Origin of the sequence: Pseudomonas sp. FP818 (assembly GCF_030687335.1) — a bacterium.
In the GTDB taxonomy this organism is placed as follows: Bacteria; Pseudomonadota; Gammaproteobacteria; order Pseudomonadales; family Pseudomonadaceae; genus Aquipseudomonas; species Aquipseudomonas shahriarae.
The window spans coordinates 2240285-2261714 of the sequence record NZ_CP117427.1; the positions used below are offsets into that span (position 1 = coordinate 2240285).

Consider the following 21430-nt stretch of genomic DNA (forward strand, 5'->3'; position numbering starts at 1 on the left):
TCGCTGTGACATCTAGAAATCACTTAACCCGTGGAGCTTTGTATGCCGGCCACTCGCTTGACCCTGATTGCCCACGCCAGCACCCAGGCCCGCAAACGCTCGCGTTTTGCCTTGGATGAACCGTTGGAGACGGAGGAGCAGCAGATGCCGTTGGCCCAGGCAAAGCGCTTCAAGCGCGCCCCCCGTTTGCTGTGCGGCCCCGAGCTGCGCGCCCGGCAGACGGCCCTGCTGTTTGGCGAGCACCCGCAGGTAGACGAGGCCCTGCGCGACTGTGATTTCGGGCGATGGCGAGGGCAGCGCCTGGATGAGATAGAGCAAGCCGAACCCGAGGCTTTGCAGGCCTGGTTGACGGACAGCACGGCCGCTCCCCATGGCGGCGAATCCGTTGCACAAGTGTGTGAACGGGTCGGGCAGTGGCTGCACACCCTGGAGCAGATCCCGGGCCATGTCGTGGCGGTGACCCACCCCTTTGTGATCCGCGCCGCGTTGCTCTACGTCATGCAAGGCCCGCTGGCGATGTTCAACCGGATAGATGTGGAGCCGTTGTCCTCCACCGAACTGCGTTTCAACGGTGTGTGGCGCCTGCGCCTGGAAACACGCGAGACCTGAGCCGCGCGAACATGGCAAAATCGCAGCCCCGCACTGAGAACCCCTTCATGAAAAAGATCCTGATCATCGGCATTGGCGCCGGCAACCCCGACTACATCACGATGCAGGCGGTGAAGGCGCTTAACCGCACCGACGTGTTTTTCCTGATGGACAAGGGCCAGAGCAAGGACAAGCTGATCGACCTGCGCCGGGAAATCTGCCAGACCTATATCGACGCCGACCGCACCTATCGCTTTGTCGAAGCCGACTGCCCCGAGCGTGTGCGTGGCGAGATCGACTACACCACGGCCGTGCAGGATCTGAATCGCGACAAGCAACAGACGTTCGAGCGCATGATCAACCAGGAAATGGCCGACGGCGAAGTGGGCGCTTTCCTGGCCTGGGGCGACCCGGCGTTGTACGACAGCACCATCCGCATCCTGCAGGCGATCCTGGCCAGTGGCGGCAGTGAGTTTGAGTTCGAGGTCATCCCCGGGATTACCAGCGTCCAGGCCCTGGCGGCCCAGCACAAAGTGCCGTTGAACCGCATTGGCCGGTCCATCGAGATCACCACCGGGCGCCGGCTCGCGGCGGGGCAGGCCAGCGATGCCGATACCCTGGTGGTGATGCTCGACGCCGAGGACTCCTACCGCAGCGTCGCGGACCAGGGCCTGGAGATTTACTGGGGCGCGTACCTGGGCACGCCGGATGAAATCCTGATCAGCGGCAAGGTGGCCGAGGTGGCCGAGGAAATCGAGCGCGTGCGCAAGGCGGCGCGCCAGGCCAATGGCTGGATCATGGATACCTACCTGCTACGCAAGCCGTAGGGGGGAATGCAATAAACAAAGTGGGAGCGGGCTTGCCCGCGATGGCGGCGTGTCAGTCAGCCTATGTATTGGCTGATACACCGCGATCGCGGGCAAGCCCGCTCCCACATTGGATGTGTGGTTCCTAGGGGGATGTCACTTGCCGCTGGTAATCTGCCTGACCAGCAGCCCATGCCCCGTCACATCCTCAGCCCGGGAAATGGCCTGGATCACCAGCAACCGGTTGCCGGAGCCTGCGAGGAAGGTCGAGTTCAAGGTCTTGCCGCCGCCCATGGTGGCCGTGCCATCAATCTGGCGCAGGCCCACGCCTTTGATCAGCAGTTTCTTCTGCGCCAGTTTCTTGTAGTCCGGCAGGCTGGTGCCGACGTCCTTGAGGAAACCCTCGACCGCGCTGTCGAGAAACAGCGGTTCGTCGTCCTTCAAGTCGATCCCGTCATTGCGCAGGGTCTGGGCCACCACCACCACGCTTTTTGAGGCCTGGTTGATATACATCGTGCCGTTGGCGCCAGCGGTGCCCTGGGCTTGCGCGCCGGCAGGCAGGGCATCGGCGACATAGCCCTTGGGCAGGGTGAAGGTGAATTTGCCGTCCAGGGTCGAGACGATCTGGAAGTCGTCCGGCGGCGCGGCGGCCGGCTTGGCTGCCGCGAACAGCGGGCTGGCGCCCAGGCTGACGGTCAGCGCCAGGGCCAGGCGGGTGGCGATTTTGCTGAGGGTGAGCATGAGGTCTTCCAATGGATGAACGAAATTGCGCCATATTCTGTCAGAAAATTCGCAATTTCGTTCGGATCCATCCTCAGACCTTTGCGGACTCCTCTTCGAGGCGGTCCATTTCAAACAACCGCGCCAGTTCCGCACGGGCTTCCTGGGCCGACTGCATCACCTTGGCCGCGTCGTCGTACACCGCGTGCTGGGCCGCCAGCAATTGCAGGTCGTGGTGCTTGAAGCGGTTGATCCGCGCATCGGCCTGGGTCTCGCTCAGGCCCAGGCCGACCAGGGTGCGGCGGCTCATTTCCAGGCTGGAATAGAAGGTTTCGCGCACCGGTGACGCGTCCAGGTCCACCAGGCGGTGCACGTGCTGGCGGTTACGGGCGCGGGCGATGATCTTCATGTGCGGGTAGAGATTGCGCACCAGCTCGGCGGTCTTGATGTTGATTTCCGGATCATCCATGGCAATCACGAAGTACTCGGCCTGGTCGACCTTGGCCGCGTGCAGGATCTCTGGGCGCTGGGGATCGCCGTAGAACACCGGCATGCCGCCGAAACTGCGGGTCAGATCGATGGTTTCCACCGAGGTGTCGAGGGCGATAAATGAAATGTTCTGCGCCCTCAGGATCCGCGCCACGATCTGCCCCATCCGGCCCATCCCGGCGATCACCACGCGCGGCGCATCGCTCTCGATCGCGCGGTATTCTTCCGGCACATCCACCGGCTTGGTCTTGGGCCGGAACAGCTTCGGGCACAGCAGTAGCAGGAGCGGGGTGAGGGCCATGGACAGGGTGATGGTCAGCACCAGCACATCGTACAGGTGCGGGGCAAACAGGCCCTGGTCGCGGCCGATCTTGAACACCACAAAGGCAAACTCACCGCCGGCCGCCAGGACCACGCCCAGGCGCACCGCGCTCTCGCGGTTCAGCTCGCCGACCATCTGCCCGACTGCGTACAGCAGCGGCAACTTGATGGCGATCAGCAGCAGGGTCAGGCCCAGCACCACAAAGGGCGTGCTGAACAACAGGCCGATATTGGCGCCCATGCCCACGCTGATAAAGAACAACCCCAGCAGCAGGCCCTTGAACGGCTCGATCTGCGATTCCAGTTCATGGCGGTATTCCGAGTCGGCCAGCAGCAGGCCGGCGAGGAATGCGCCGAGGGCCATGGACACGCCCACCAGCTCCATCAGCCAGGCGGTGCCGATCACCACCAGCAGCGCGGTGGCGGTGGACACTTCGCGCAGGCCGGTCTTGGCGACAATACGAAACACCGGCCGCAACAGGTAGCGACCGCCGATGATCACCACGGCGATGCTGCCCAGTACCTGCAAACCGTGGTTCAGGTCCTGGGCGGCAGTGGTGGTGTGGTCGCTGCCGGCCAGCAGCGGCACCATGGCGATCAGCGGGATTGCCGCGATGTCCTGGAACAGCAGGATCGCAAAGGCCAGGCGCCCGTGGGGGCTGTTCAGTTCCTTGCGTTCGGCCAGGCTTTGCAGGCCGAAGGCGGTGGAGGACAGCGCCAGGCCCAGGCCCAGCACAATCGCGCTATTCCACGACTGGCCAAAGGCCCAGAGCGCTACTGCACCTATCACCATCGCGGTCAGCAGCACCTGCGCCAGGCCCACGCCAAACACCGCCTTGCGCATCACCCACAGGCGTTTTGGCGACAGTTCCAGGCCGATGATGAACAGCAACAACACCACCCCCAGCTCGGAGAACTGCGCGACACTTTGCGGGTTGCCCACCAACCCCAGCACCGAGGGGCCGATGATCACACCGGCGAACAGATAGCCCAGCACCGCGCCCAATTGCAGGCGCTTGGCCAGAGGCACGGTCAGCACCGCCGCCAACAGGAAAACTACGGCCGCTTGTAACAGGTTGCCTTCATGGGGCATCGCTTACTCCAGAATCTTTGAGGCGAATCGACAGGGCGCTATTAGAGCGCGCTTTTACGCTGTTGAATCTGAATTTTTGCCAAGGCACGACGCATTGCGCCAGCGCCTGTTGAGCCAGGAAAGCCTGGCCAAGGCATTAGATATCAACCAGGCGGCGGTTTCCAAGATGGAGCGTCGTACCGATAGGTACATCAGCACCTTGCGCAACTACATCCGGGCGACGTTCCCGGACGGGCAGGTCAAGATCGACAACTTCGCCAACTGATGTGCTGGATGCAGTCCTTTACAGGGCCAGGTCCTGCGCCAATTCTTGTTACTATCGCCCTGCGTTTTCACCAGGAGCCAACGCCTCATGCAACACCAGTGGGATGAAATGCACCGCACCCGCAAGCCCTCGTTCGTGCTGTGCGGCGAGCCCCAGGGGCAGGTGCTCAATCTCTATGTCCATGGTTATTCTGCGTTTTTCAACCAGCAACAACTGGCCAGTTTCCAGGCGCAGCTGGCGGGGATCGAGGGTTCGACCAACCTGATGCTGTTCTGGCCGGCCGGGCATTTCCTGGAAAACCTCTTCGCCCCCTTCAAGGACATCATTGCCTCGATGCTCGGCGGCGGCAGCCTGGGCGCGGCGACCGTGGGTCTGGGCAAGGCGGTGGGTTATTTTCTCGATCACTACAAAAGTGTCGAGGCGCGGGTGGACGAGGTGGCCAGGACGCTGTTGGCGGAGCTGGCCAACTACCTGCACGCCGAGTCGATCGAGGTCCGTCAGATCAACTTGATCGGCCACTCCCTGGGCGCACGCCTGCTGGTCAAGAGCCTGTTGGCCAGCCCGGAGCTGGCCCGGGAACTGCCCCTCAATCACCTGTTGTTGATGGGCGGGGCGATTTGCACGTCCAGCCCCTGGGAGCAGGTGTCGGCACCGCTCAAGGGGCGCGTGATCAATTGCCACTCCAGCAAGGACTGGGCCCTGGCGCTCAAGCCGGATACCGAGCGCTGTATTGGCCGCTATGCCATCCCCTTGACGCCATCCCTCAAGGGCAAAGTGACCAATGTGCATCTGGTCACGTTCGACCACGCTGCCTACTGGCCGCAGTTGCAGACCGTGGTGCAGTACACCGACTTGCTGCAAGAGCGCCGGGGCATGATCCGTGCGGACCAGCGCAGTGCCGAGGTGCGCTTTGCCGAAGAGGATGTGGACCTGTATCCGGTGCTGCTCCAGGCACGGGCGCCAGAGTTGCAGTTCCTCGCCGAGCTGATGGCCGCCAAGCGCAGTGCGACCATCGCTGCGGATGTGCGCGACCCACTGCAGTTGGCCATCGAGTTGCAGCGCATGGGCGGTGACAGCTTTATGAACCTGGCCCGTGGGCACGGCGTGAGTTACCGCCAATTGGCCCAGGACGTGGCCCTGCGCGTCGGTATCAAGTTTGACCAGCCCATCGACAGCGTGGCCCTGGTGAGCCTGGAAGAGCGGGTCGCCGAGACCCTGATCGAACAGTACAAGGACAAACTCAGCCAGGCCGACCGCCAGGTGTTCGAGGCCGAACTCCGGGCCGCCGCGCAAAAGGAACAGGGGTTTTTCCACCGTTTCGATGTTGGCCGCTCGGCCACCACCGCATTGAGCGGAACGGCGCTGGCCGGGTTGACCGGGTTTATCCTGCGGCGCGGTGCGGCCACGGCGATTCCGGTGGTGGGGCAGGCGCTGGCGGCGGCCATGCTGCTGGTGAGCGGGGTACGGGCGTTTTCCGGGCCGGCGTATTCCATCACGACCCTGGCGGTTCTGGTGCTGGGGGTGATTCGCCAGCGCATGGAGCGCGAGGCGCTGAATCAGGAAATGGACCTGGTGGTGCAGGTGGTCGAGGCGCTTGATCTGCCCCGGGAAACGCTGATGCGCACGGTCTCGCCTGACTGCTAAGCTGCGTCCTTGTCTTGTGTGTCTGCCGGGTACCCCGCGTGAAATTCAGCCTGCCGAAAATTGCGACCGCCCCGTTTTGCCCTCCGGAAGTGGCGGGCACCATCCCCGTCGATCCCCGTGCGCCGTTTTTCAAACGGGTGCTGCAGTTTGCCGGTCCCGGCCTGCTGATTTCCATCGGCTACATGGACCCCGGCAACTGGGCCACGGCCATCGAGGCCGGGTCGCGCTATGGCTACAACCTGCTGTTTGTGGTGTTGCTCGCCAGCCTGGCGGGGATGGCGGTGCAGTGCCTGTGTTCGCGGCTGGGCATCGCCACCGGCAAGGACCTGGCGCAGCTGTGCCGCGAGCGCTACAGCCGGCGTTCAGCGCGCACGCAATGGGTGCTGGCGGAAATCTCGATTATCGCCACCGACCTGGCCGAAGTCCTCGGCTGCGCCCTGGCGTTCCACCTGTTGCTGGGGGTATCGCTGACCACCGGTATTGTCATTACCGCGTTTGACACGCTGCTGATCCTGGCCCTGCAAAACCGCGGCTTCCGGCGCCTGGAAGCGATCATGCTGGCGCTGGTGGCGACCATCGGTGTGTGTTTCTTTGTCGAACTGGTGTTGATCAAACCCTATTGGCCGGATGTCATGCGTGGCTTCACCCCGTCGCTCTCGGCGATCAGCGATGCGGCGCCGTTGTACCTGGCCATTGGTATCCTTGGGGCCACCGTGATGCCACATAACCTGTATCTGCACACGTCCATCGTGCAAACCCGCCTGTTCGGCAAAGACCTGGCCAGCCGCCAGGACGCGGTCAAGCTGGCGCGTATCGACACCATCGGTTCCCTGGCCCTGGCCTTGCTGGTCAACTCGGCGATCCTGGTGCTGGCCGCCGCGGCATTCCACCAGAGCGGTCATACCGAGGTCGTGGAAATCCAGGACGCCTACCACCTGCTGGACCCGCTGGTGGGCGGCGCCTTTGCCAGTATCCTGTTCGGCATTGCCTTGCTGGCGTCCGGGCAAAGCTCGACCTTCACCGGCACCATCGCCGGCCAGGTGATCATGGAGGGTTACCTCAATCTGCGCATTCCTTGCTGGCAACGCCGCCTGATCACCCGTGGCCTGGCGCTGATCCCGGCGTTTCTCGGGGTGTGGTTGATGGGCGATGATGCCATTGGCAAGTTGCTGATCCTCAGCCAGGTGGTGCTCAGCCTGCAGTTGCCCTTTGCCCTGTACCCGTTGATCCGCATGACCGGCGACCGGCAACTGATGGGGCCGTTCGTCAATCGCCTGCCCACCAGGATCCTGGCCTGGAGCCTGTTTAGTGTGATCAGCGGCGCCAACGCCTGGCTGATCGGCCAGTGGCTGTTCTGAGTCAGCGGTCCCAGTAGGGCACGCTGCCGAAGCGTTCGACAAAGAAGTCGATGACCGTGCGCACCTTCACCGACAACCGCCGGCTGCCGGGCCACAGCGCGGCAATCTGCTGCGGCTCCAGGGTGGTGGCCACTTCATATTCGGTCAGCACCGCCTGCAAGCGTCCGGCGCGCAGGCTGTCGCCGATCAGCCATGAAGGGAACACCACGAACCCCAGGCCCTGTTCGGCGGCGCGCGCCAGGGTGTCGGCGTGGTTGCCGGTAATCGGGCCCTTGACTGTATAGGGCGTCCAGTCGTCCTGGGCGCGGCGGAAGAACCAACGCTGCTGGCCGTTCACGCCCTTGTACGCCAGGCACTGGTGATTGAGCAGTTCATCGGGATGGCGTGGAGTGCCAAAGCGCGCCAGGTAGTCGGGGCTGGCGGCAATCCGGTAGCGCTGGGGCGCGAAAATACGGCGCCTGCATTCCGGAATCGTTGAGCACACCGATACGGAACAACAAGTCGGCGCCTTCCTGCAGGGGATCGACGTAGGTGTCGGTCTGCTGGATATCCAGTTGCAGCTTGGGGTATCGCTGGCACAACTCGGCCAGCCAGGGGGTGACAGGTGGCGCTGGCCGAACACCATGGGCGCATTGATGCGCACCAGGCCGCTGGGCTCGCTTTCCTGTTCCTGCAGGGCCTGCCCGGCTTCTTCCAGCTGTTGCAGCATCAAGCGCGCATGATGCCCGAGCAAGCGCCCGGCTTCCGTGGGGCTGACCGCACGGGTATGCCGATACAGCAATTGCTGGCTCAGGGCCTGTTCCATCAACTGGATCTGCCGGGAGATGGAAGAGGGCGCCAGGCCTTCGCGGCGTGCGACTTCAGAGAAGCTGCCGTGGTCCAGCACCGCGACAAACAGGCGTAGCGCCTTGAAACTCAGCTCGTTGAAGCCCTGCATCGTCACTCCATGCTGTGCGTATTGCGCAAAGGTGTTGTCGGCATGCTCCCATTTATCGCACAGGTGTGCCACCGGATAATGCGCGTCATTGTTCTTCTGACCTGTAGGTGCTGTATGCAAAGTTCTTCTCTTGAGGCCGCGGCCCAGGCTCGACCAAAAAACCGCCTGGGGCTGCTGCTGTTGCCGCTGGTGATCCTGGCAGGCATGGGCCTGTCGGTGGAGGCCGGGTTGCTGGGGCCGTTGGGTGCCCAGGTGGGGCACTTGTGGGCGACCTTGAGCATCTTCGCGGTGGGCACGGCGATCCTCCTGTTGCTGCTGCTGTTCAGCGGCCCACAACAAGGTCCGGCCCTCAACGAGCTGCCGCGCTGGCAGCTGATCGGTGGGTTCCTGGGGCCGATGTATGTGGTGGTGCTGACCCTGGCCACGCCCCATATCGGCATTGCCATGACCATGATCGCGATCCTCTCCGGGCAGGTCGGCAAGAGTGTGCTGATCGACCACTTTGGCTGGTTCGGCACTGCCCGCAAGCGGGTCAACGGTGAACGCTGGATTGCGTTGCTGTTGATTGTGGTGGCTCTTGTTTTGATTGCGCGGGGTTAAGGCGATGAATCTGCTTCTATTGTTGGTGCTGGTGGTTGCCGCCGGCGCGGTGTTGAGTGTGCAGGCGGCGATCAATGGGCGCCTGGGGCAAACCGTCGGTGTGCTGCGCAGCAGCCTGGTGACGTTCTCGGTGGGCACGCTGGTGACTGGCCTGCTGATCCTGTTCTTCGAACCGGCCCAGGCCGTCAGCCTGTTGGAGGTGCCCAAGTGGCAACTGACCGGGGCGTTGTTCGGTGTGGTGTACATGATGGTGATGGTCGGTGCGGTGCCGATCGTGGGCACGGCGGTGGCGACGGTCGCGGTGATCGTCGGCCAATTGGCCATGGGCATGCTGATCGACAACTTCGGCTGGCTGGGCAACACCGCCATCGAACTGTCCGGCAGCCGGGTGCTGGCGATGCTGTGCCTGGCGTTGGCACTGGTGTTCATGTACCGCAGCAGTGCACGCCAGGCTGATTAACGGCGCTGAACCTTGGGTGGCGGGCGGGAGTCACTGCTTAAGGTGCCAGCATTCGCTGCACCAGGACGACCATGAAAAAGGAGTCTTAACATGCCAGATCCAACCTGTGCTTGCCCACATTGCAAATGTGTACTGGGGCCGAACGCTGTGATCAAAGACGGCAAGGGCTATTGCTGCCAGGGTTGTGCCGAGCACCATGCCCATGGCGAGCCGTGCGAATCGGCGACCGGCTGCGAGTGTGCCAAGTCGGCCCATGGCTGATCGGCCAATAGCGCCAACACCACCAGGCAGCGTAAGCTGCCTGACTTTTTCCCCTGTCGTGGAGTTTTATCGTGGCCAAAGCAGCTGCTGTCATTGAAATCCCGGTCTCGGCCGATCAAGTCTGGCAACTGGTCGGCGGGTTCAACTCGTTGCCTGACTGGCTGCCATTGATTGCCAAGAGCGAGCCGGGTGAAGGCGGGCGCGTGCGTCACCTGCAAACGGCGGATGGCGCCGTGGTGGTCGAGCACTTGCAGACCTTTGACAACGTTGCGCGCACCTACAGCTACACCATCAGCGAATCGCCGTTTCCGGTCAGTGCCTATTTGGCGACATTGCAGGTTGAAGCGCTGGGTGAGCATTCGGCCAAAGTCACTTGGTCGGGTGTGTTCACTCCGATTGCCGGTGTGACGGATGCCGAGGTGGAAGAGCTGTTCAGCGGCGTCTACACCGGCGGCGTCGAGGCCCTGCGCAAAAACTTCCCGGCCTGATCCGCCGGCAAGCCGGCTCCTACAGCGGCTGTTGTGCGCGGCACTCCAGGGTCAACCGCGCGCCCCCACGCTCGCTACTGCCGACTTCCAGGCCGAAGCCATGCAGGTTGACGATCGCCGCCACAATCGACAGGCCCAGGCCAAAGCTGCCCTGCTGACCACCGTCGACCCGGTAAAACCGCTGGAATACCGCCGCGCGTTCCGTTTCCGGGATTCCCGGGCCGGAGTCCAGTACCTCGATGCGCGCACTGCCCGCCTGGTCGAGCCCGCGCAGAATCACTTCGCCGCCCGGCGGGGTGAACTTGATCGAATTGCTCAGCAGGTTGGCCAGGGCCTCGAACAACAGTGCGCGGTCACCGGTGATCGGCGGCAATGATTCGGGGACTTGCAGCAGCAGCTCCAACTGGCCTTCTTCCGCCAGTGGCAGGTAGAAATCATGCAGTTCCTGGAGCAAGGGCAGGGGATCGAAGACCAGGAAACCGGAGCGTCGTTGACGGTCTTCCAGCTCGGAGATGCGCAACAGGCCGCGAAAGCGCGCCATCAGGGTGTCGGTCTCGCTGATGACTTCATCAAGCTGCAGGGCCTGCGGCGAACCTTCATCGGTCTGCTGCTTGATCCGGTACAGCTGCGCACGCAAGCGGGTCAGTGGGGTGCGCAGATCGTGGGCAATGTTGTCGCACACGCCCTTGACCTCGTTCATCAGCTTTTCAATACGCTCAAGCATGGCATTGACGATGGCCGCGAGCATGTCCAGTTCATCGCGGCGGTTGGACAGCGGCAGGCGGTGGGTCAGGTCGCCGGCGACGATGGCTTCGGCGCTGGCCTGGATCCCGCGAATCCGCCGCAAAGGGCGCCGGCGCAGCAGATGCCAGCCGGCGACGCCGGGGATGATGGTCAGGGAGATCGCCCAGAGCAGGGCCTGCAGGATGATCCGCGTCACGCCCAGCAACGAGCCGTTGTCGCGCACCAGCACCAGCCAGCGGCCATCCTGGGTGTGGGTCGCCACGGCGTCGCAGCTGCCCCGGGGCAGTTTCGGGTCATCCGATTCGATGCAGTTGGCCAAGGCATGGATGCGCCCGTCCAGGGGCAAGCCTGCGGGGATCTGCTGGAGCGGGCCGCTGAGGGGGCGCTGTTGCCCATCGAACAGGCCATAGGCATCCATGCCCTTCATATCGAAGGTCATGCTGGTGGCCAGGGCTTCATCCAGTTGCGCGCCGTTGAAACGCTGGAACAGATGCTGGCGCTGCATCAGCGAGTGGCGCGACAGGTTGCCCAGATAACCCGAGACCTCGTAATACAGCACCCCCATGAGGATGCAGCTCCAGGCCACGAACAGCGAGCTGTACAGTGCCAGCAGACGGCTGCTGGACGAGCGCCAGCCGTTAGACGGGTTCAGCAATGACATAGCCCGAACCTCGTACCGTGCGGATCAGCGGCGTCAGGCCTGGCGGGTCGATTTTCTTGCGCAGGCGGCCAATGTGCACGTCGATCAGGTTGGTCCCCGGGTCGAAGTGATAACCCCAGACTTCCTCGAAGATCATCATCCGCGAGAGGATCTGCCCGGTGTTGCGCATCAGGAATTCCAGCAACTTGTACTCGGTCGGCAGCAGGCTCAGCGGCTGGTCGGCACGGCTGGCTTCGCGGCTGATCAGGTTCAGTTCCAGGTCAGCCACGCGCAGTGCGGTTTGCGCGGCCTTGACCGCGTTGTTGCGGCGTAGCAGCACCTCGACCCGCGCGGCCATCTCGTCGGAGGCAAAGGGTTTGGTCAGGTAGTCATCGCCACCGGCGCGCAGGCCGCGTACCCGTTCATCCACGTCGGAGAGGGCGCTGATCATCAGGATCGGCGTCGACACGCCGAGGGTGCGCAAGGTGGTGACAATGGCCAGGCCATCGAGCTCCGGGAGCATGCGATCGAGGGTGATCAGGTCGTAATCGCCACTGACTGCCCGCGTCAGACCTTCGCGGCCGTTGTCGACCCAGTCCACGTCCAGTCCATGACTGCTTAACTCAGCGACGATCTCGCGGGCCGTCACGGCGTCGTCTTCGATGGTCAAAATGCGGGTCATACAGGTTACCTGGTCACACGGGAGTGGGGCATTTTGCCAAGAAATGCCAGCGAGGTTTCTAAAAGAAAATTCATGTAGGCCATTCTCAAGGTCGCCTCGGTCAAATGTGGGAGCCGGCGTGCTCGCGATAGCGGTAGATCAGCCCAAGCATTCGGTGACTGACACGCCGCCATCGCGGGCAAGCCCGCTCCCACAGGGGTTGGCGGTGCCGGTCCTGGGAGTGCATAACGCCCGCCCTCTATGCCTGGTTCTTGCAAGTTGCATGATTCTTGGAAGTTCAACTTGCTTATCTGATTGAAATTAATGGGTTTTTATTTTTAAGGCGACTGGCACGGCGTCTGCACTGTCCGTTTCGACAGATGTAACACCATTTTTCAATGCCTGGAGCACAACAACAATGATGACATCCTCATCCACTTTGCAAGAGTCGAGCACGCTCTCCGGGGTTTCCTGGGGGGCGATCTTTGCCGGGGCTGCGGCCGCCGCTGCGTTGTCCCTGGTCCTGGTGCTGCTGGGCTTCGGCCTGGGCTTTTCGGCGGTGTCGCCGTGGGCCGACAGTGGCATCAGCGCCAAGGGCCTGGGCATTTCCACGATTATCTGGCTGGCCTTCACCCAGATTGTCGCGGCGGGACTGGGCGGTTATCTCGCCGGTCGGCTGCGGGTCAAGTGGGCCAATATGCATGGCGATGAGGTGTACTTTCGCGACACCGCCCATGGTTTTCTCGCCTGGGCCGTGGCCACGCTGGTGACCGCGACCCTGGTGGTCGGCTCGGTCAGCAGCATCGTCGGTGGTGGGGTGCAGGCCGGTGCGAGTGTGGCCTCGGGCGCAGCCAGCGGCTTGACCCAGGCCGCCGGCAATGCGGCCAATGGCGACGATTTCGGCTATTACGTTGACAGCCTGTTCCGCGATGATCGCCCGGCAGCCGCCAGTGATGACGCAGTGCATGGTGTGGTGGCGCGGATCTTCGCCCGCACTCTGGGCAATGACGGCCAGTTGGCCCCGCAGGACCGTGCCTACCTGGCGCAGTTGATCAGCCAGCGCACCAACCTCAGCCAGGCCGATGCCGAACGGCGCGTCGACCAGGTCTACGGTGACGCCCGCAAAGCCCTGGAAGAGGCCAAGTTGAAAGCCAGGCAGGCCGCCGACACCGCCAGCAAAATCGCCGCCGTGACCTCGCTGTGGACCTTTGTCGCACTGTTGCTCGGTGCTTTCTTCGCCAGTTTCGCCGCCACCTTCGGCGGTCGCCGCCGCGACGCCGTGGTGTATCTGGAAACCATTCGTTAACTCAAGGAGAACGTCATGCGCTCATTACTGCTGTGGTTCCTCGGTGTGCCGATCCCGGTCATTATCCTGATCGCGATCTTCATGCACTAACCCGCGTACCCGCTTGATCGAGGCCGCTCCTGCATGGCAGGGCGGCCTTTTTTAGTCGTCAAACCCTACCTGTTCGTGAATCTCATCAACCTTCAGTTCCAGCCGGTACGCCACCGCAATAAACAGCGCCTGGCACAGGCACAGCGTGGCACTCAGCGAGCGGAACGCGAACGACGACCCTTCATTGACCAGCAGCACCGTGTTGGCGCGCTTGGCCAGCGGTGACAGGTTGCTGTCGGTGATGATCAGCGTCTTGGCCTGGTGGTGCTGGGCGATACGCAGGCAGTGCTGGGTTTCCTTGCCGTAGGGCGTGAAGCTGATCGCGATCACCAAGTCATTGGCGCGCACGCTGCGCATCTGTTCGCGGTAGCTGCCGCCCAGGCCCGAGACCAGGTGGATACGCTTGTTGGTGTGCTGCAGGTTGTAGACCAGGTAGTCGGCCACCGCAAAGGAGCGGCGTACGCCGACCACATAGATATTGTCGGCGTTGACCACCAGGTCCACGGCTTTCTCGAAGGCCGCGTCGTCCAGCTCCAAGCCCAGGCGCTCGATGCCCGACAGCGTGGCATTCACGCATTCACGGGCCAGGTCGCCGCCGCTGGCTTTCTGCGACTTGTTGGCGATCATGCTGCGGATGCGCTGCTGGTAGTTCTGCACCGGCGTGGTCTTGTGGGTATACGCCTCGCGAAACAACGCCTGCATTTCGCTGAAGCCGCTGAAACCAAAGCGCTGGGAAAACCGCACGATGGCCGAAGGGTGAACTTCGCATTCCCGGGCGATATCGCTGATGCGGTCGACCATGATCCGATCGCTCTGCTGGCTCATATAGCTGGCGATGCGCTTGAGCTGGCGGGGCAGGCTTTCGTATTCATCGGTGATCAACTGCAACAGACGCTCGGCATTGATCGGAGGACTGGCGAGAACCTCGGTGACCTCGGTCTCGGCGGGAGCCTGCTGATCGGTGCGGGACATAGGCAATCCTTCTGGCTTGTTCTTACGGAGCATGCGGCTGGCACGTCGCCCCTGACAATAGGTCAATGGGCACAAGTCTACAGGGAAGGCGGCAAAAAATATCTTAATGGAAAATATATTCCACATAAAAAATTTATAGAATAAATATTGATTGATGGCGCCGGACGTCCTAGTCTGCATCCACCAAGAGCGTCGCCGTCACGATGGCAGGCGCGGGCTGATAAAAATAACAGGAGCCAGCATGGGCCAGACTCGTTTTGCCAGTGGTCGTCAATTGGATCTGATTTGTCTTGGACGCATGGGCGTCGATCTTTACGCGCAGCAAGTCGGGGCGCGGCTGGAAGATGTCACCAGTTTCGCCAAGTACCTGGGTGGATCGTCCGCCAATATTGCCTTCGGTACGGCGCGCCTGGGGCTTAAGTCGGCGATGCTGAGCCGGGTCGGCGACGATCATATGGGGCGCTTCCTCGTAGAGTCCCTGGCGCGCGAGGGCTGTGATGTCAGCGGTATCACGCTCGACCCGCAGCGCCTGACTGCCATGGTCCTGCTGGGCCTCAAGGACCGCGAAACCTTCCCCCTGGTGTTCTACCGCGAAAACTGTGCCGACATGGCCCTGCGTGCCGAGGACATTCGCGAAGCCTTTATCGCCAGCAGCAAGGCGCTGCTGATCACCGGCACCCATTTCTCCACCGACGGCGTGTACCAGGCCAGCCTCCAGGCCCTGGATTACGCCGAGCAGCACGGCGTCAAGCGTGTGCTGGATATCGACTACCGCCCAGTGCTCTGGGGCCTGGCAGGCAAGGCTGACGGCGAGACGCGTTTTGTCGCCGACCAGAACGTCAGCCAGCACCTGCAAGGCATCCTGCCGCGCTTTGACCTGATTGTCGGCACCGAAGAGGAATTTTTGATTGCCGGTGCCAGCCACGACCTGCTCAGCGCTTTGCGTAACGTGCGCCAACTGACGGCGGCGACCCTGGTGGTCAAGCTCGGCCCGCAAGGGTGCACGGTGATTCATGGGGATATACCGGCGCGCCTCGAAGACGGTGCGATCTATCCCGGCGTGCGCGTCGAAGTGCTGAATGTGCTGGGCGCCGGCGATGCGTTTATGTCGGGCTTCCTCAGTGGCTGGTTGAACGACGCCGGTGACGCGCGTTGCTGCCAGCTGGCCAATGCCTGCGGCGGGTTGGTGGTGTCGCGCCATGCCTGCGCCCCGGCAATGCCGACTCCGGCGGAGCTTGAGTATCTGTTCAACAGCCCGGTGCCTATCACCCGGCCGGATCAGGATTTGGTACTGCAGCGTTTGCATCAGGTCAGTGTGCCGCGCAAAACCTGGAAGCAGCTGTTTGTGTTCGCTTTTGACCATCGCTGGCAATTGCTGGAACTGGCGCAAAAAGGCGGCCAGGACCCGGCGCGGGTCAGCGCGATCAAGCAGCTGTTTATCCAGGCAGTGGAGCGTGTGGAGAGCAAGCTGGGCGAGCAGGGGGTGGAGGCCGATGTGGGTATTTTGGCCGACCAGCGTTTCGGCCAGGATGCGCTGAACGCCGCCACCGGCCGTGGTTGGTGGGTGGCGCGCCCGGTAGAGGTACAGGGTTCGCGGCCGCTGGCGTTCGAACATGGCCGCTCGATCGGCAGCAACCTGATTGCCTGGCCCCAGGAGCAGATCATCAAGTGCCTGGTGCAGTTTCACCCCGACGACGAGCCGCTGCTTCGCCTGGAGCAGGAGGCGCAGCTCAAGGCCCTGTATCAGGCCGCGCAAACCAGTGGCCATGAACTGCTGCTGGAAGTGGTGCCGCCCAAGGATCATCCCTCGAACTACCCGGATGTGCTCTATCGCAGCCTCAAGCGCCTGTACAACCTGGGCATCTACCCGGCCTGGTGGAAGATCGAGGCGCAGAGTGCCGAGCAGTGGCGGCAGCTTGATGAGCTGATCGAGGAGCGCGACCCTTATTGCCGGGGCGTGGTATTGCTGGGCCTGAATGCCTCGGCGCAAGCGTTGGCCGAGGGGTTCCAGCAGGCCAGCCAGAGCCGGACCTGCCGCGGGTTTGCCGTGGGTCGGACGATTTTCCAGGAGCCGAGCAGGGCGTGGATGGCGGGGGAGATTGATGATGAAACCCTGATCCAGCAGGTGCAGCAAACCTTCGAACAACTGATCCAGGCTTGGCGCAGCTCCAGAATTTAAACACGCTCAAAGGTGGGAGCTGGCAAGCCAGCGCCCACAGAAGCAGATATCAGCAGCCTTAAGGTTAAAACAATAAAAGGTGCAGCCATGCCCGCAATCCGTATTGGCATCAACCCCATCTCCTGGAGTAACGACGACCTGCCGGCCCTGGGCGGCGAAACGCCCTTGAGCACCGCGCTCAGCGAAGGCAAGGCCATCGGCTACGAAGGTTTTGAACTCAACGGCAAGTTCCCCAAGGACGCCAAGGGCGTGGGCGATGTGTTACGCCCCTACGACCTGGCACTGGTCTCCGGCTGGTATTCCAGCCGCCTGGCCCGGCGCTCGGTGGCCGAGGAAATCGACGCCATCGCCAGCCATGTGCAACTGCTGCGCGAGAACGGCGCCACGGTGCTGGTCTACGGCGAAGTGGCCGACTCGATCCAGGGCTCGCCGATCCGCCTGATCGAACGCCCGCGTTTTCACAGCGAGCAGGCATGGCAAGCCTATGCCGACAAACTCACCGAATTGGCGCGTTTTACCCTGTCCCAGGGCGTGCGCCTGGCCTACCACCATCATATGGGCGCGTACGTCGAGTCCCCGGAGGACATCGACACCCTGATGCGCCTCACCGGCCCGGAGGTCGGCCTGCTGTTCGATTCGGGGCACTGCTATATGGGCGGCGGCGAGCCGGTCGAGGTGCTACGCAAGCATCTGGGGCGTGTGTGCCATGTGCACTTCAAGGATGTGCGCAAAGCGGTGGTGCAACTGGCGCGCAACCAGCTGTGGAGCTTCCCCGACTGCATCGTCAATGGCACCTTCACCGTGCCGGGCGATGGCGATATCGACTTCGCCGAGTTGCTGGATGTGCTGCTGGGCGCCGGCTACCGTGGCTGGCTGGTGGTGGAAGCCGAGCAGGATCCGGCCGTGGCACCCAGCTATATCTATGCGAAAAAAGGCTTTGATACCTTGCGCGCGCTGCTGGATGCGAGGGCTGCACAATGAGCCTGCTGGTCAAAAGCACCCCGCGCGGGCCAACCATGGTCGCACTGCCAGAGGGGCGCCTGGAATATGTAGGGTTTGCCGCTTACCGCCTGAGCCTGGGGCAAACATTGCCGGTCAGCGCCGACGACAACGAGCTGTGCCTGGTGCTGCTCAGTGGCCGGGTCACGATCGAGGGCGAAGGGTTCAGTTGGCAGAACCTGGGTGATCGCCAATCGGTATTTGAAGACAAATCGCCGTTTGCCGCCTACCTGCCACCGGGCACGCTTGCCCAGGTGATCGCCCTGAGCGATGTGCAGATCGCCGTCTGCGCCGCGCCGGGCGCCACGGCCGGCGGTTTCACGCCCCGGCTGATCCGCCCTGAGCAGTGTCGACGCAGCGTGCGTGGCAAGGGCGCCAACACGCGTTATGTCTGCGACATCCTGCCCGACAGCGAGCCGGCCCATTCGTTGCTGGTGGTGGAGGTGCGCACGCCGTCCGGGCATTCGTCCAGCTACCCGCCGCACAAGCACGATACCGATGACTTGCCGCACCAGAGCTTTCTTGAAGAAACCTATTACCACCAGATCAACCCGTCCCAGGGCTTTGTGTTCCAGCGGGTGTACACCGACGACCGCAGCATCGACCAGGCCATGGCCGTGGAAAACCACGACCTGGTGGTGGTGCCCAAGGGCTATCACCCCGTCAGCGTGCCCTATGGCTACGAGTCCTATTACTTGAATGTGATGGCCGGCCCCAAGCGCGCCTGGCACTTTCACAATGACCCGCAGCACAGTTGGCTGCTGGACCTTTAACCCGTAGGCGCCGAGGGGACCCAACATGACCACCACCCGATTGACCATGGCCCAGGCCCTGGTGAAGTTCCTCGATAACCAGTACATCGAAGTCGATGGCGTGCAGAGCAAGTTTGTCGCCGGGGTGTTCACCATCTTCGGCCACGGCAATGTGCTGGGCCTGGGCCAGGCCCTGGAGCAAGACAGTGGCGACCTGGTGGTGCACCAGGGCCGCAACGAGCAGGGCATGGCCCATGCCGCGATTGGTTTTGCCAAGCAGCATTTGCGGCGCAAGGTCTACGCCTGCACCGCTTCGGTCGGCCCCGGCGCGGCGAATATGCTGACCGCCGCCGCCACCGCCACGGCCAACCGCATCCCTTTGTTGCTGCTACCCGGCGATGTGTATGCCTGCCGCCAGCCGGACCCGGTGTTGCAGCAGATCGAACAATTCCATGACCTGAGCATCAGCACCAACGACGCGTTTCGTGCGGTGAGCAAGTACTGGGATCGCATCAACCGTCCCGAGCAGTTGATGAGTGCGGCGATCCACGCCATGCGTGTCTTGACCGACCCGGCCGAAACCGGCGCGGTGACCCTGGCCTTGCCCCAGGACGTGCAGGCCGAGGCCTGGGATTACCCCGATTATTTCCTGCAAAAGCGCGTGCACCGTCTGGAGCGCCGCCCGGCCACCGAAGCGATGCTGCGCGACGCTGTCACGCTGCTCAAGTCCAAGGGCAAACCGCTGATTATCTGCGGTGGCGGGGTCAAGTACTCCGGCGCGAATGCCGCACTGCAGGCTTTTGCCGAGCGCTTTCAGATCCCCTTTGCCGAGACCCAGGCCGGCAAGAGCGCCATCGTCTCCAGCCACCCGCTGAATGTCGGCGGTATCGGCGAAACCGGCTGCCTGGCCGCCAACCTGCTGGCTCGGGACGCCGACCTGATCATCGGCATTGGCACGCGCTATACCGACTTCACCACCTCCTCCAAGTCGCTGTTCCAGCATCCCGAGGTGCAGTTTCTCAACCTCAATATCAGCCCCGGCGATGTACTGAAACTCGACGGGGTCCAGGTTCTGGCAGATGCCAAGGTCGGGCTGCAAGCATTGACCGACGCGCTGGGCGATTACGCCACGCAATGGGGCGAGCAGCCACGCCAGGCCCGTGCGCAGGGGGATGCCGAGGTGGACCGGGTCCATCAGGCGCGCTACACCGACGCCGACTTCACCCCAGAGGTCAACGACCATATGGATCCGGCGGTGCTGCGCGAATTCATCGAGCTGACCGGTTCCTGCCTGACCCAGAGCCAGGTGCTCGGCGTGCTCAACGCAACCCTGGCCGACGATGCGGTGATTGTCGCCGCCGCCGGCAGCCTGCCGGGGGATTTGCAGCGCAGCTGGCGCAGCAAGGGCGTCAACACTTACCACGTCGAGTACGGTTATTCGTGCATGGGCTACGAGATCAATGCGGCCCTGGGCGTGAAGCTGGCCGAGCCCGCGCGGGAGGTCTATGCCCTGGTCGGCGATGGCTCGTACATGATGCTGCATTCGGAGCTGGCGACCTCGATCCAGGAGCGGCGCAAGATCAATGTGGTGCTGCTGGACAACATGGCCTTCGGTTGCATCAACAACCTGCAGATGGGCAATGGCATGGACAGCTTCGGCACCGAGTTCCGCTTCCGCAACCCCGACAGCGGCAAGCTCGATGGCGGCCTGGTGCCGGTGGATTTCGCCATGAGCGCGGCGGCCTATGGCTGCAAGACCTACAAGGTCACGACCGTGGAACAACTGCACGCCGCGCTGGCCGATGCACGCGCGCAAAGCGTGTCGACGCTGATTGATATCAAGGTGCTGCCCAAAACCATGATTCACGGCTACCTGTCGTGGTGGCGGGTCGGTGTGGCGCAGGTCTCCACCAGCGAACGCACCAACGCCTGCGCCAAACAACTTAATGAACGCCTGGCCAAGGCCCGGCAGTACTGACAATAAGAGGAGTGTTGCCATGTCTTTGAAGCTGGGTGTGATCGGTACGGGCGCTATCGGCCGGGACCATATCCGCCGCTGCAGCCAGACCTTGCTCAACAGCCAGGTGGTGGCGGTCACCGATATCAACCTTGAGCAGGCGGCCCAGGTGGTGGCTGACCTGCAACTGAACGCCGAGGTGTACGCCGACGGTCATGCGCTGATCCATTCGGCGCAGGTCGAGGCGGTGCTGGTCACCTCCTGGGGGCCGAGCCATGAGGAATTTGTGCTGGCGGCTATCGCGGCCGGCAAACCGGTGTTCTGTGAAAAACCCCTGGCCGTCACCGCCGAGGGCTGTCGCAAGATCGTCGAGGCGGAAGTGGCCCACGGCAAACGCCTGGTCCAGGTCGGTTTTATGCGCCCGTATGACCAGGGCTACCAGGCCCTCAAGGCGGTGCTCGACAGCGGCCAGATCGGCGAACCGTTGATGCTGCATTGCGCCCATCGCAACCCGAGCGTGGGTGAGAACTACAACACCAGCATGGCCATCACCGACACCTTGATCCACGAGCTGGACGTGTTGCGCTGGCTGCTGGCCGATGACTATGTGTCGGTGCAGGTGGTGTTCCCGCGTAAAACCAGCAAGGCCCTGAGCCATTTGCGCGACCCGCAGATCGTGCTGCTGGAAACCGCCAGGGGCACGCGGATTGATGTGGAAGTGTTTGTGAACTGCCAGTACGGCTACGACATCCAGTGCGAGGTGGTGGGTGAGACCGGCATTGCCAAATTGCCAGAGCCGTCCCAGGTGCAATTGCGCAGCGGCGCCAAGCTGTCGAATGCGATTCTGATGGATTGGAAAGACCGCTTTATCGCGGCCTATGACGTCGAGTTGCAGGCCTTTATTGATGGCGTGCGGGCCGGCCAGGTAGGTGGGCCTTCGGCGTGGGATGGCTTTGCCGCAGCGGTGGCGGCGGACGCGTGTATCGAGGCCCAGGGCAGTGGGCAGATCGTTGCGGTCAGCCTGTCGCAGCGCCCGGCATTCTACGGCTAGCGCGGTCAGTGTAGGCGCTGGCTTGCCTGCGATAGCGGTGGATCAGCAA

20 protein-coding genes and 1 pseudogene are annotated in these 21430 nt (G+C 62.9%); 15 read left to right on the plus strand and 6 right to left on the minus strand.

All coding sequences use genetic code 11. The features are described from left to right. The first annotated feature begins 42 nt into the window (after positions 1-42). Positions 43-609 (plus strand): histidine phosphatase family protein, encoded by a 567-nt coding sequence (locus tag PSH80_RS10055; protein ID WP_128593409.1) that lies wholly within the window; start codon positions 43-45, stop codon positions 607-609. 47 nt (positions 610-656) lie between these two features. Continuing rightward, positions 657-1415 carry a precorrin-6A synthase (deacetylating) gene (cobF, locus tag PSH80_RS10060; protein WP_128593410.1) on the plus strand — a complete coding sequence of 253 codons (759 nt, stop codon included), beginning with the start codon at positions 657-659 and terminating at the stop codon, positions 1413-1415. A gap of 135 nt (positions 1416-1550) precedes the next feature. Here cobF and PSH80_RS10065 read toward each other — a convergent pair whose 3' ends face one another. Both PSH80_RS10065 and PSH80_RS10070 read right to left on the minus strand, forming a co-directional pair. Then, positions 1551-2135, minus strand: coding sequence for a hypothetical protein (locus tag PSH80_RS10065; protein ID WP_057439079.1), 585 nt, complete (start codon positions 2133-2135; stop codon positions 1551-1553). A gap of 73 nt (positions 2136-2208) precedes the next feature. After that, positions 2209-4017, minus strand: a complete 1809-nt coding sequence (locus PSH80_RS10070) for a monovalent cation:proton antiporter-2 (CPA2) family protein (protein ID WP_057959191.1) — start codon at positions 4015-4017, stop codon at positions 2209-2211. A 40-nt stretch (positions 4018-4057) separates the two neighbouring features. Between PSH80_RS10070 and PSH80_RS10075 the strand changes: the two genes are divergently transcribed. The 3 genes from PSH80_RS10075 (at position 4058) to PSH80_RS10085 (ending at position 7284) form a co-directional block, all read left to right on the plus strand. Continuing rightward, entirely contained in the window at positions 4058-4282 is a 225-nt protein-coding gene (locus tag PSH80_RS10075; RefSeq protein WP_305420561.1) for a helix-turn-helix domain-containing protein, read from the plus strand. A gap of 87 nt (positions 4283-4369) precedes the next feature. Beyond that, positions 4370-5926, plus strand: coding sequence for a DUF726 domain-containing protein (locus PSH80_RS10080; RefSeq protein ID WP_170060502.1), 1557 nt, complete (start codon positions 4370-4372; stop codon positions 5924-5926). A 38-nt stretch (positions 5927-5964) separates the two neighbouring features. Beyond that, a complete protein-coding gene (locus PSH80_RS10085; protein WP_057444760.1) occupies positions 5965-7284 on the plus strand; it encodes an Nramp family divalent metal transporter in 1320 nt (439 codons plus the stop codon). Position 7285: 1 nt separating this feature from the next. Here the strand turns inward: PSH80_RS10085 and PSH80_RS10090 are convergent. Continuing rightward, positions 7286-8221: pseudogene (locus PSH80_RS10090) on the minus strand (LysR family transcriptional regulator). A 114-nt stretch (positions 8222-8335) separates the two neighbouring features. On the opposite strand from PSH80_RS10090, the gene PSH80_RS10095 reads away from it, so the two are divergent. From PSH80_RS10095 to PSH80_RS10110, 4 genes are all read left to right on the plus strand, one after another. Next, a complete protein-coding gene (locus PSH80_RS10095; protein WP_057439076.1) occupies positions 8336-8821 on the plus strand; it encodes a DMT family transporter in 486 nt (161 codons plus the stop codon). A 4-nt stretch (positions 8822-8825) separates the two neighbouring features. Continuing rightward, a complete protein-coding gene (locus PSH80_RS10100) occupies positions 8826-9281 on the plus strand; it encodes a DMT family transporter (protein ID WP_057439075.1) in 456 nt (151 codons plus the stop codon). Positions 9282-9371: 90 nt separating this feature from the next. Beyond that, on the plus strand, positions 9372-9542 hold the full coding sequence (locus PSH80_RS10105) for a metallothionein (RefSeq protein ID WP_081044213.1): 171 nt from the start codon (positions 9372-9374) through the stop codon (positions 9540-9542). Positions 9543-9613: 71 nt separating this feature from the next. After that, on the plus strand, positions 9614-10030 hold the full coding sequence (locus PSH80_RS10110; RefSeq protein WP_057439074.1) for an SRPBCC family protein: 417 nt from the start codon (positions 9614-9616) through the stop codon (positions 10028-10030). 19 nt (positions 10031-10049) lie between these two features. On the opposite strand, the gene PSH80_RS10115 is transcribed toward PSH80_RS10110, so the two are convergent. Both PSH80_RS10115 and PSH80_RS10120 read right to left on the minus strand, forming a co-directional pair. Beyond that, entirely contained in the window at positions 10050-11435 is a 1386-nt protein-coding gene (locus PSH80_RS10115; protein ID WP_057959193.1) for a HAMP domain-containing sensor histidine kinase, read from the minus strand. After that, on the minus strand, positions 11413-12096 hold the full coding sequence (locus PSH80_RS10120; protein WP_057439073.1) for a response regulator transcription factor: 684 nt from the start codon (positions 12094-12096) through the stop codon (positions 11413-11415). The genes PSH80_RS10115 and PSH80_RS10120 overlap by 23 nt, the downstream gene beginning before the upstream one ends. A gap of 397 nt (positions 12097-12493) precedes the next feature. Between PSH80_RS10120 and PSH80_RS10125 the strand changes: the two genes are divergently transcribed. Continuing rightward, the gene (locus PSH80_RS10125) at positions 12494-13381 is read left to right on the plus strand and encodes a hypothetical protein (RefSeq protein ID WP_305420065.1); all 888 of its coding nucleotides are present in this window, start codon (positions 12494-12496) and stop codon (positions 13379-13381) included. A gap of 141 nt (positions 13382-13522) precedes the next feature. Here the strand turns inward: PSH80_RS10125 and PSH80_RS10130 are convergent, their stop codons facing one another. Then, positions 13523-14443, minus strand: coding sequence for a MurR/RpiR family transcriptional regulator (locus PSH80_RS10130; RefSeq protein ID WP_057444762.1), 921 nt, complete (start codon positions 14441-14443; stop codon positions 13523-13525). 241 nt (positions 14444-14684) lie between these two features. Here PSH80_RS10130 and iolC point away from each other — a divergent pair, with 241 nt between their 5' ends. The 5 genes from iolC to PSH80_RS10155 all read left to right on the plus strand — a co-directional run bounded on the left by iolC (position 14685) and on the right by PSH80_RS10155 (position 21381). Next, positions 14685-16622 carry a 5-dehydro-2-deoxygluconokinase gene (iolC, locus tag PSH80_RS10135; protein WP_198848954.1) on the plus strand — a complete coding sequence of 646 codons (1938 nt, stop codon included), beginning with the start codon at positions 14685-14687 and terminating at the stop codon, positions 16620-16622. An 87-nt stretch (positions 16623-16709) separates the two neighbouring features. After that, entirely contained in the window at positions 16710-17603 is an 894-nt protein-coding gene (gene iolE / locus PSH80_RS10140) for a myo-inosose-2 dehydratase (protein WP_057439070.1), read from the plus strand. Further along, complete coding sequence (gene iolB / locus PSH80_RS10145) at positions 17600-18394, plus strand: 5-deoxy-glucuronate isomerase (protein WP_305420070.1); 795 nt, start codon at positions 17600-17602, stop codon at positions 18392-18394. The genes iolE and iolB overlap by 4 nt, the downstream gene beginning before the upstream one ends. Before the next feature lie 25 nt (positions 18395-18419). Further along, entirely contained in the window at positions 18420-20351 is a 1932-nt protein-coding gene (gene iolD, locus PSH80_RS10150) for a 3D-(3,5/4)-trihydroxycyclohexane-1,2-dione acylhydrolase (decyclizing) (RefSeq protein WP_057959197.1), read from the plus strand. Positions 20352-20370: 19 nt separating this feature from the next. Next, positions 20371-21381, plus strand: coding sequence for a Gfo/Idh/MocA family protein (locus PSH80_RS10155; RefSeq protein ID WP_057959198.1), 1011 nt, complete (start codon positions 20371-20373; stop codon positions 21379-21381). Positions 21382-21430: the final 49 nt, after the last annotated feature.

Bases quoted from the DNA above. Each gene is read 5' to 3' on its own strand.
- PSH80_RS10055 (WP_128593409.1), top strand. From the start codon at position 43: ATGCCGGCCACTCGCTTGACCCTGATTGCCCACGCCAGCACCCAGGCC.
- cobF (WP_128593410.1), top strand. From the start codon at position 657: ATGAAAAAGATCCTGATCATCGGCATTGGCGCCGGCAACCCCGACTAC.
- PSH80_RS10065 (WP_057439079.1), bottom strand. From the start codon at position 2,135: ATGCTCACCCTCAGCAAAATCGCCACCCGCCTGGCCCTGGCGCTGACC.
- PSH80_RS10070 (WP_057959191.1), bottom strand. From the start codon at position 4,017: ATGCCCCATGAAGGCAACCTGTTACAAGCGGCCGTAGTTTTCCTGTTG.
- PSH80_RS10080 (WP_170060502.1), top strand. From the start codon at position 4,370: ATGCAACACCAGTGGGATGAAATGCACCGCACCCGCAAGCCCTCGTTC.
- PSH80_RS10095 (WP_057439076.1), top strand. From the start codon at position 8,336: ATGCAAAGTTCTTCTCTTGAGGCCGCGGCCCAGGCTCGACCAAAAAAC.
- PSH80_RS10100 (WP_057439075.1), top strand. From the start codon at position 8,826: ATGAATCTGCTTCTATTGTTGGTGCTGGTGGTTGCCGCCGGCGCGGTG.
- PSH80_RS10105 (WP_081044213.1), top strand. From the start codon at position 9,372: ATGCCAGATCCAACCTGTGCTTGCCCACATTGCAAATGTGTACTGGGG.
- PSH80_RS10115 (WP_057959193.1), bottom strand. From the start codon at position 11,435: ATGTCATTGCTGAACCCGTCTAACGGCTGGCGCTCGTCCAGCAGCCGT.
- PSH80_RS10120 (WP_057439073.1), bottom strand. From the start codon at position 12,096: ATGACCCGCATTTTGACCATCGAAGACGACGCCGTGACGGCCCGCGAG.
- PSH80_RS10125 (WP_305420065.1), top strand. From the start codon at position 12,494: ATGATGACATCCTCATCCACTTTGCAAGAGTCGAGCACGCTCTCCGGG.
- PSH80_RS10130 (WP_057444762.1), bottom strand. From the start codon at position 14,443: ATGTCCCGCACCGATCAGCAGGCTCCCGCCGAGACCGAGGTCACCGAG.
- iolC (WP_198848954.1), top strand. From the start codon at position 14,685: ATGGGCCAGACTCGTTTTGCCAGTGGTCGTCAATTGGATCTGATTTGT.
- iolE (WP_057439070.1), top strand. From the start codon at position 16,710: ATGCCCGCAATCCGTATTGGCATCAACCCCATCTCCTGGAGTAACGAC.
- iolB (WP_305420070.1), top strand. From the start codon at position 17,600: ATGAGCCTGCTGGTCAAAAGCACCCCGCGCGGGCCAACCATGGTCGCA.
- iolD (WP_057959197.1), top strand. From the start codon at position 18,420: ATGACCACCACCCGATTGACCATGGCCCAGGCCCTGGTGAAGTTCCTC.
- PSH80_RS10155 (WP_057959198.1), top strand. From the start codon at position 20,371: ATGTCTTTGAAGCTGGGTGTGATCGGTACGGGCGCTATCGGCCGGGAC.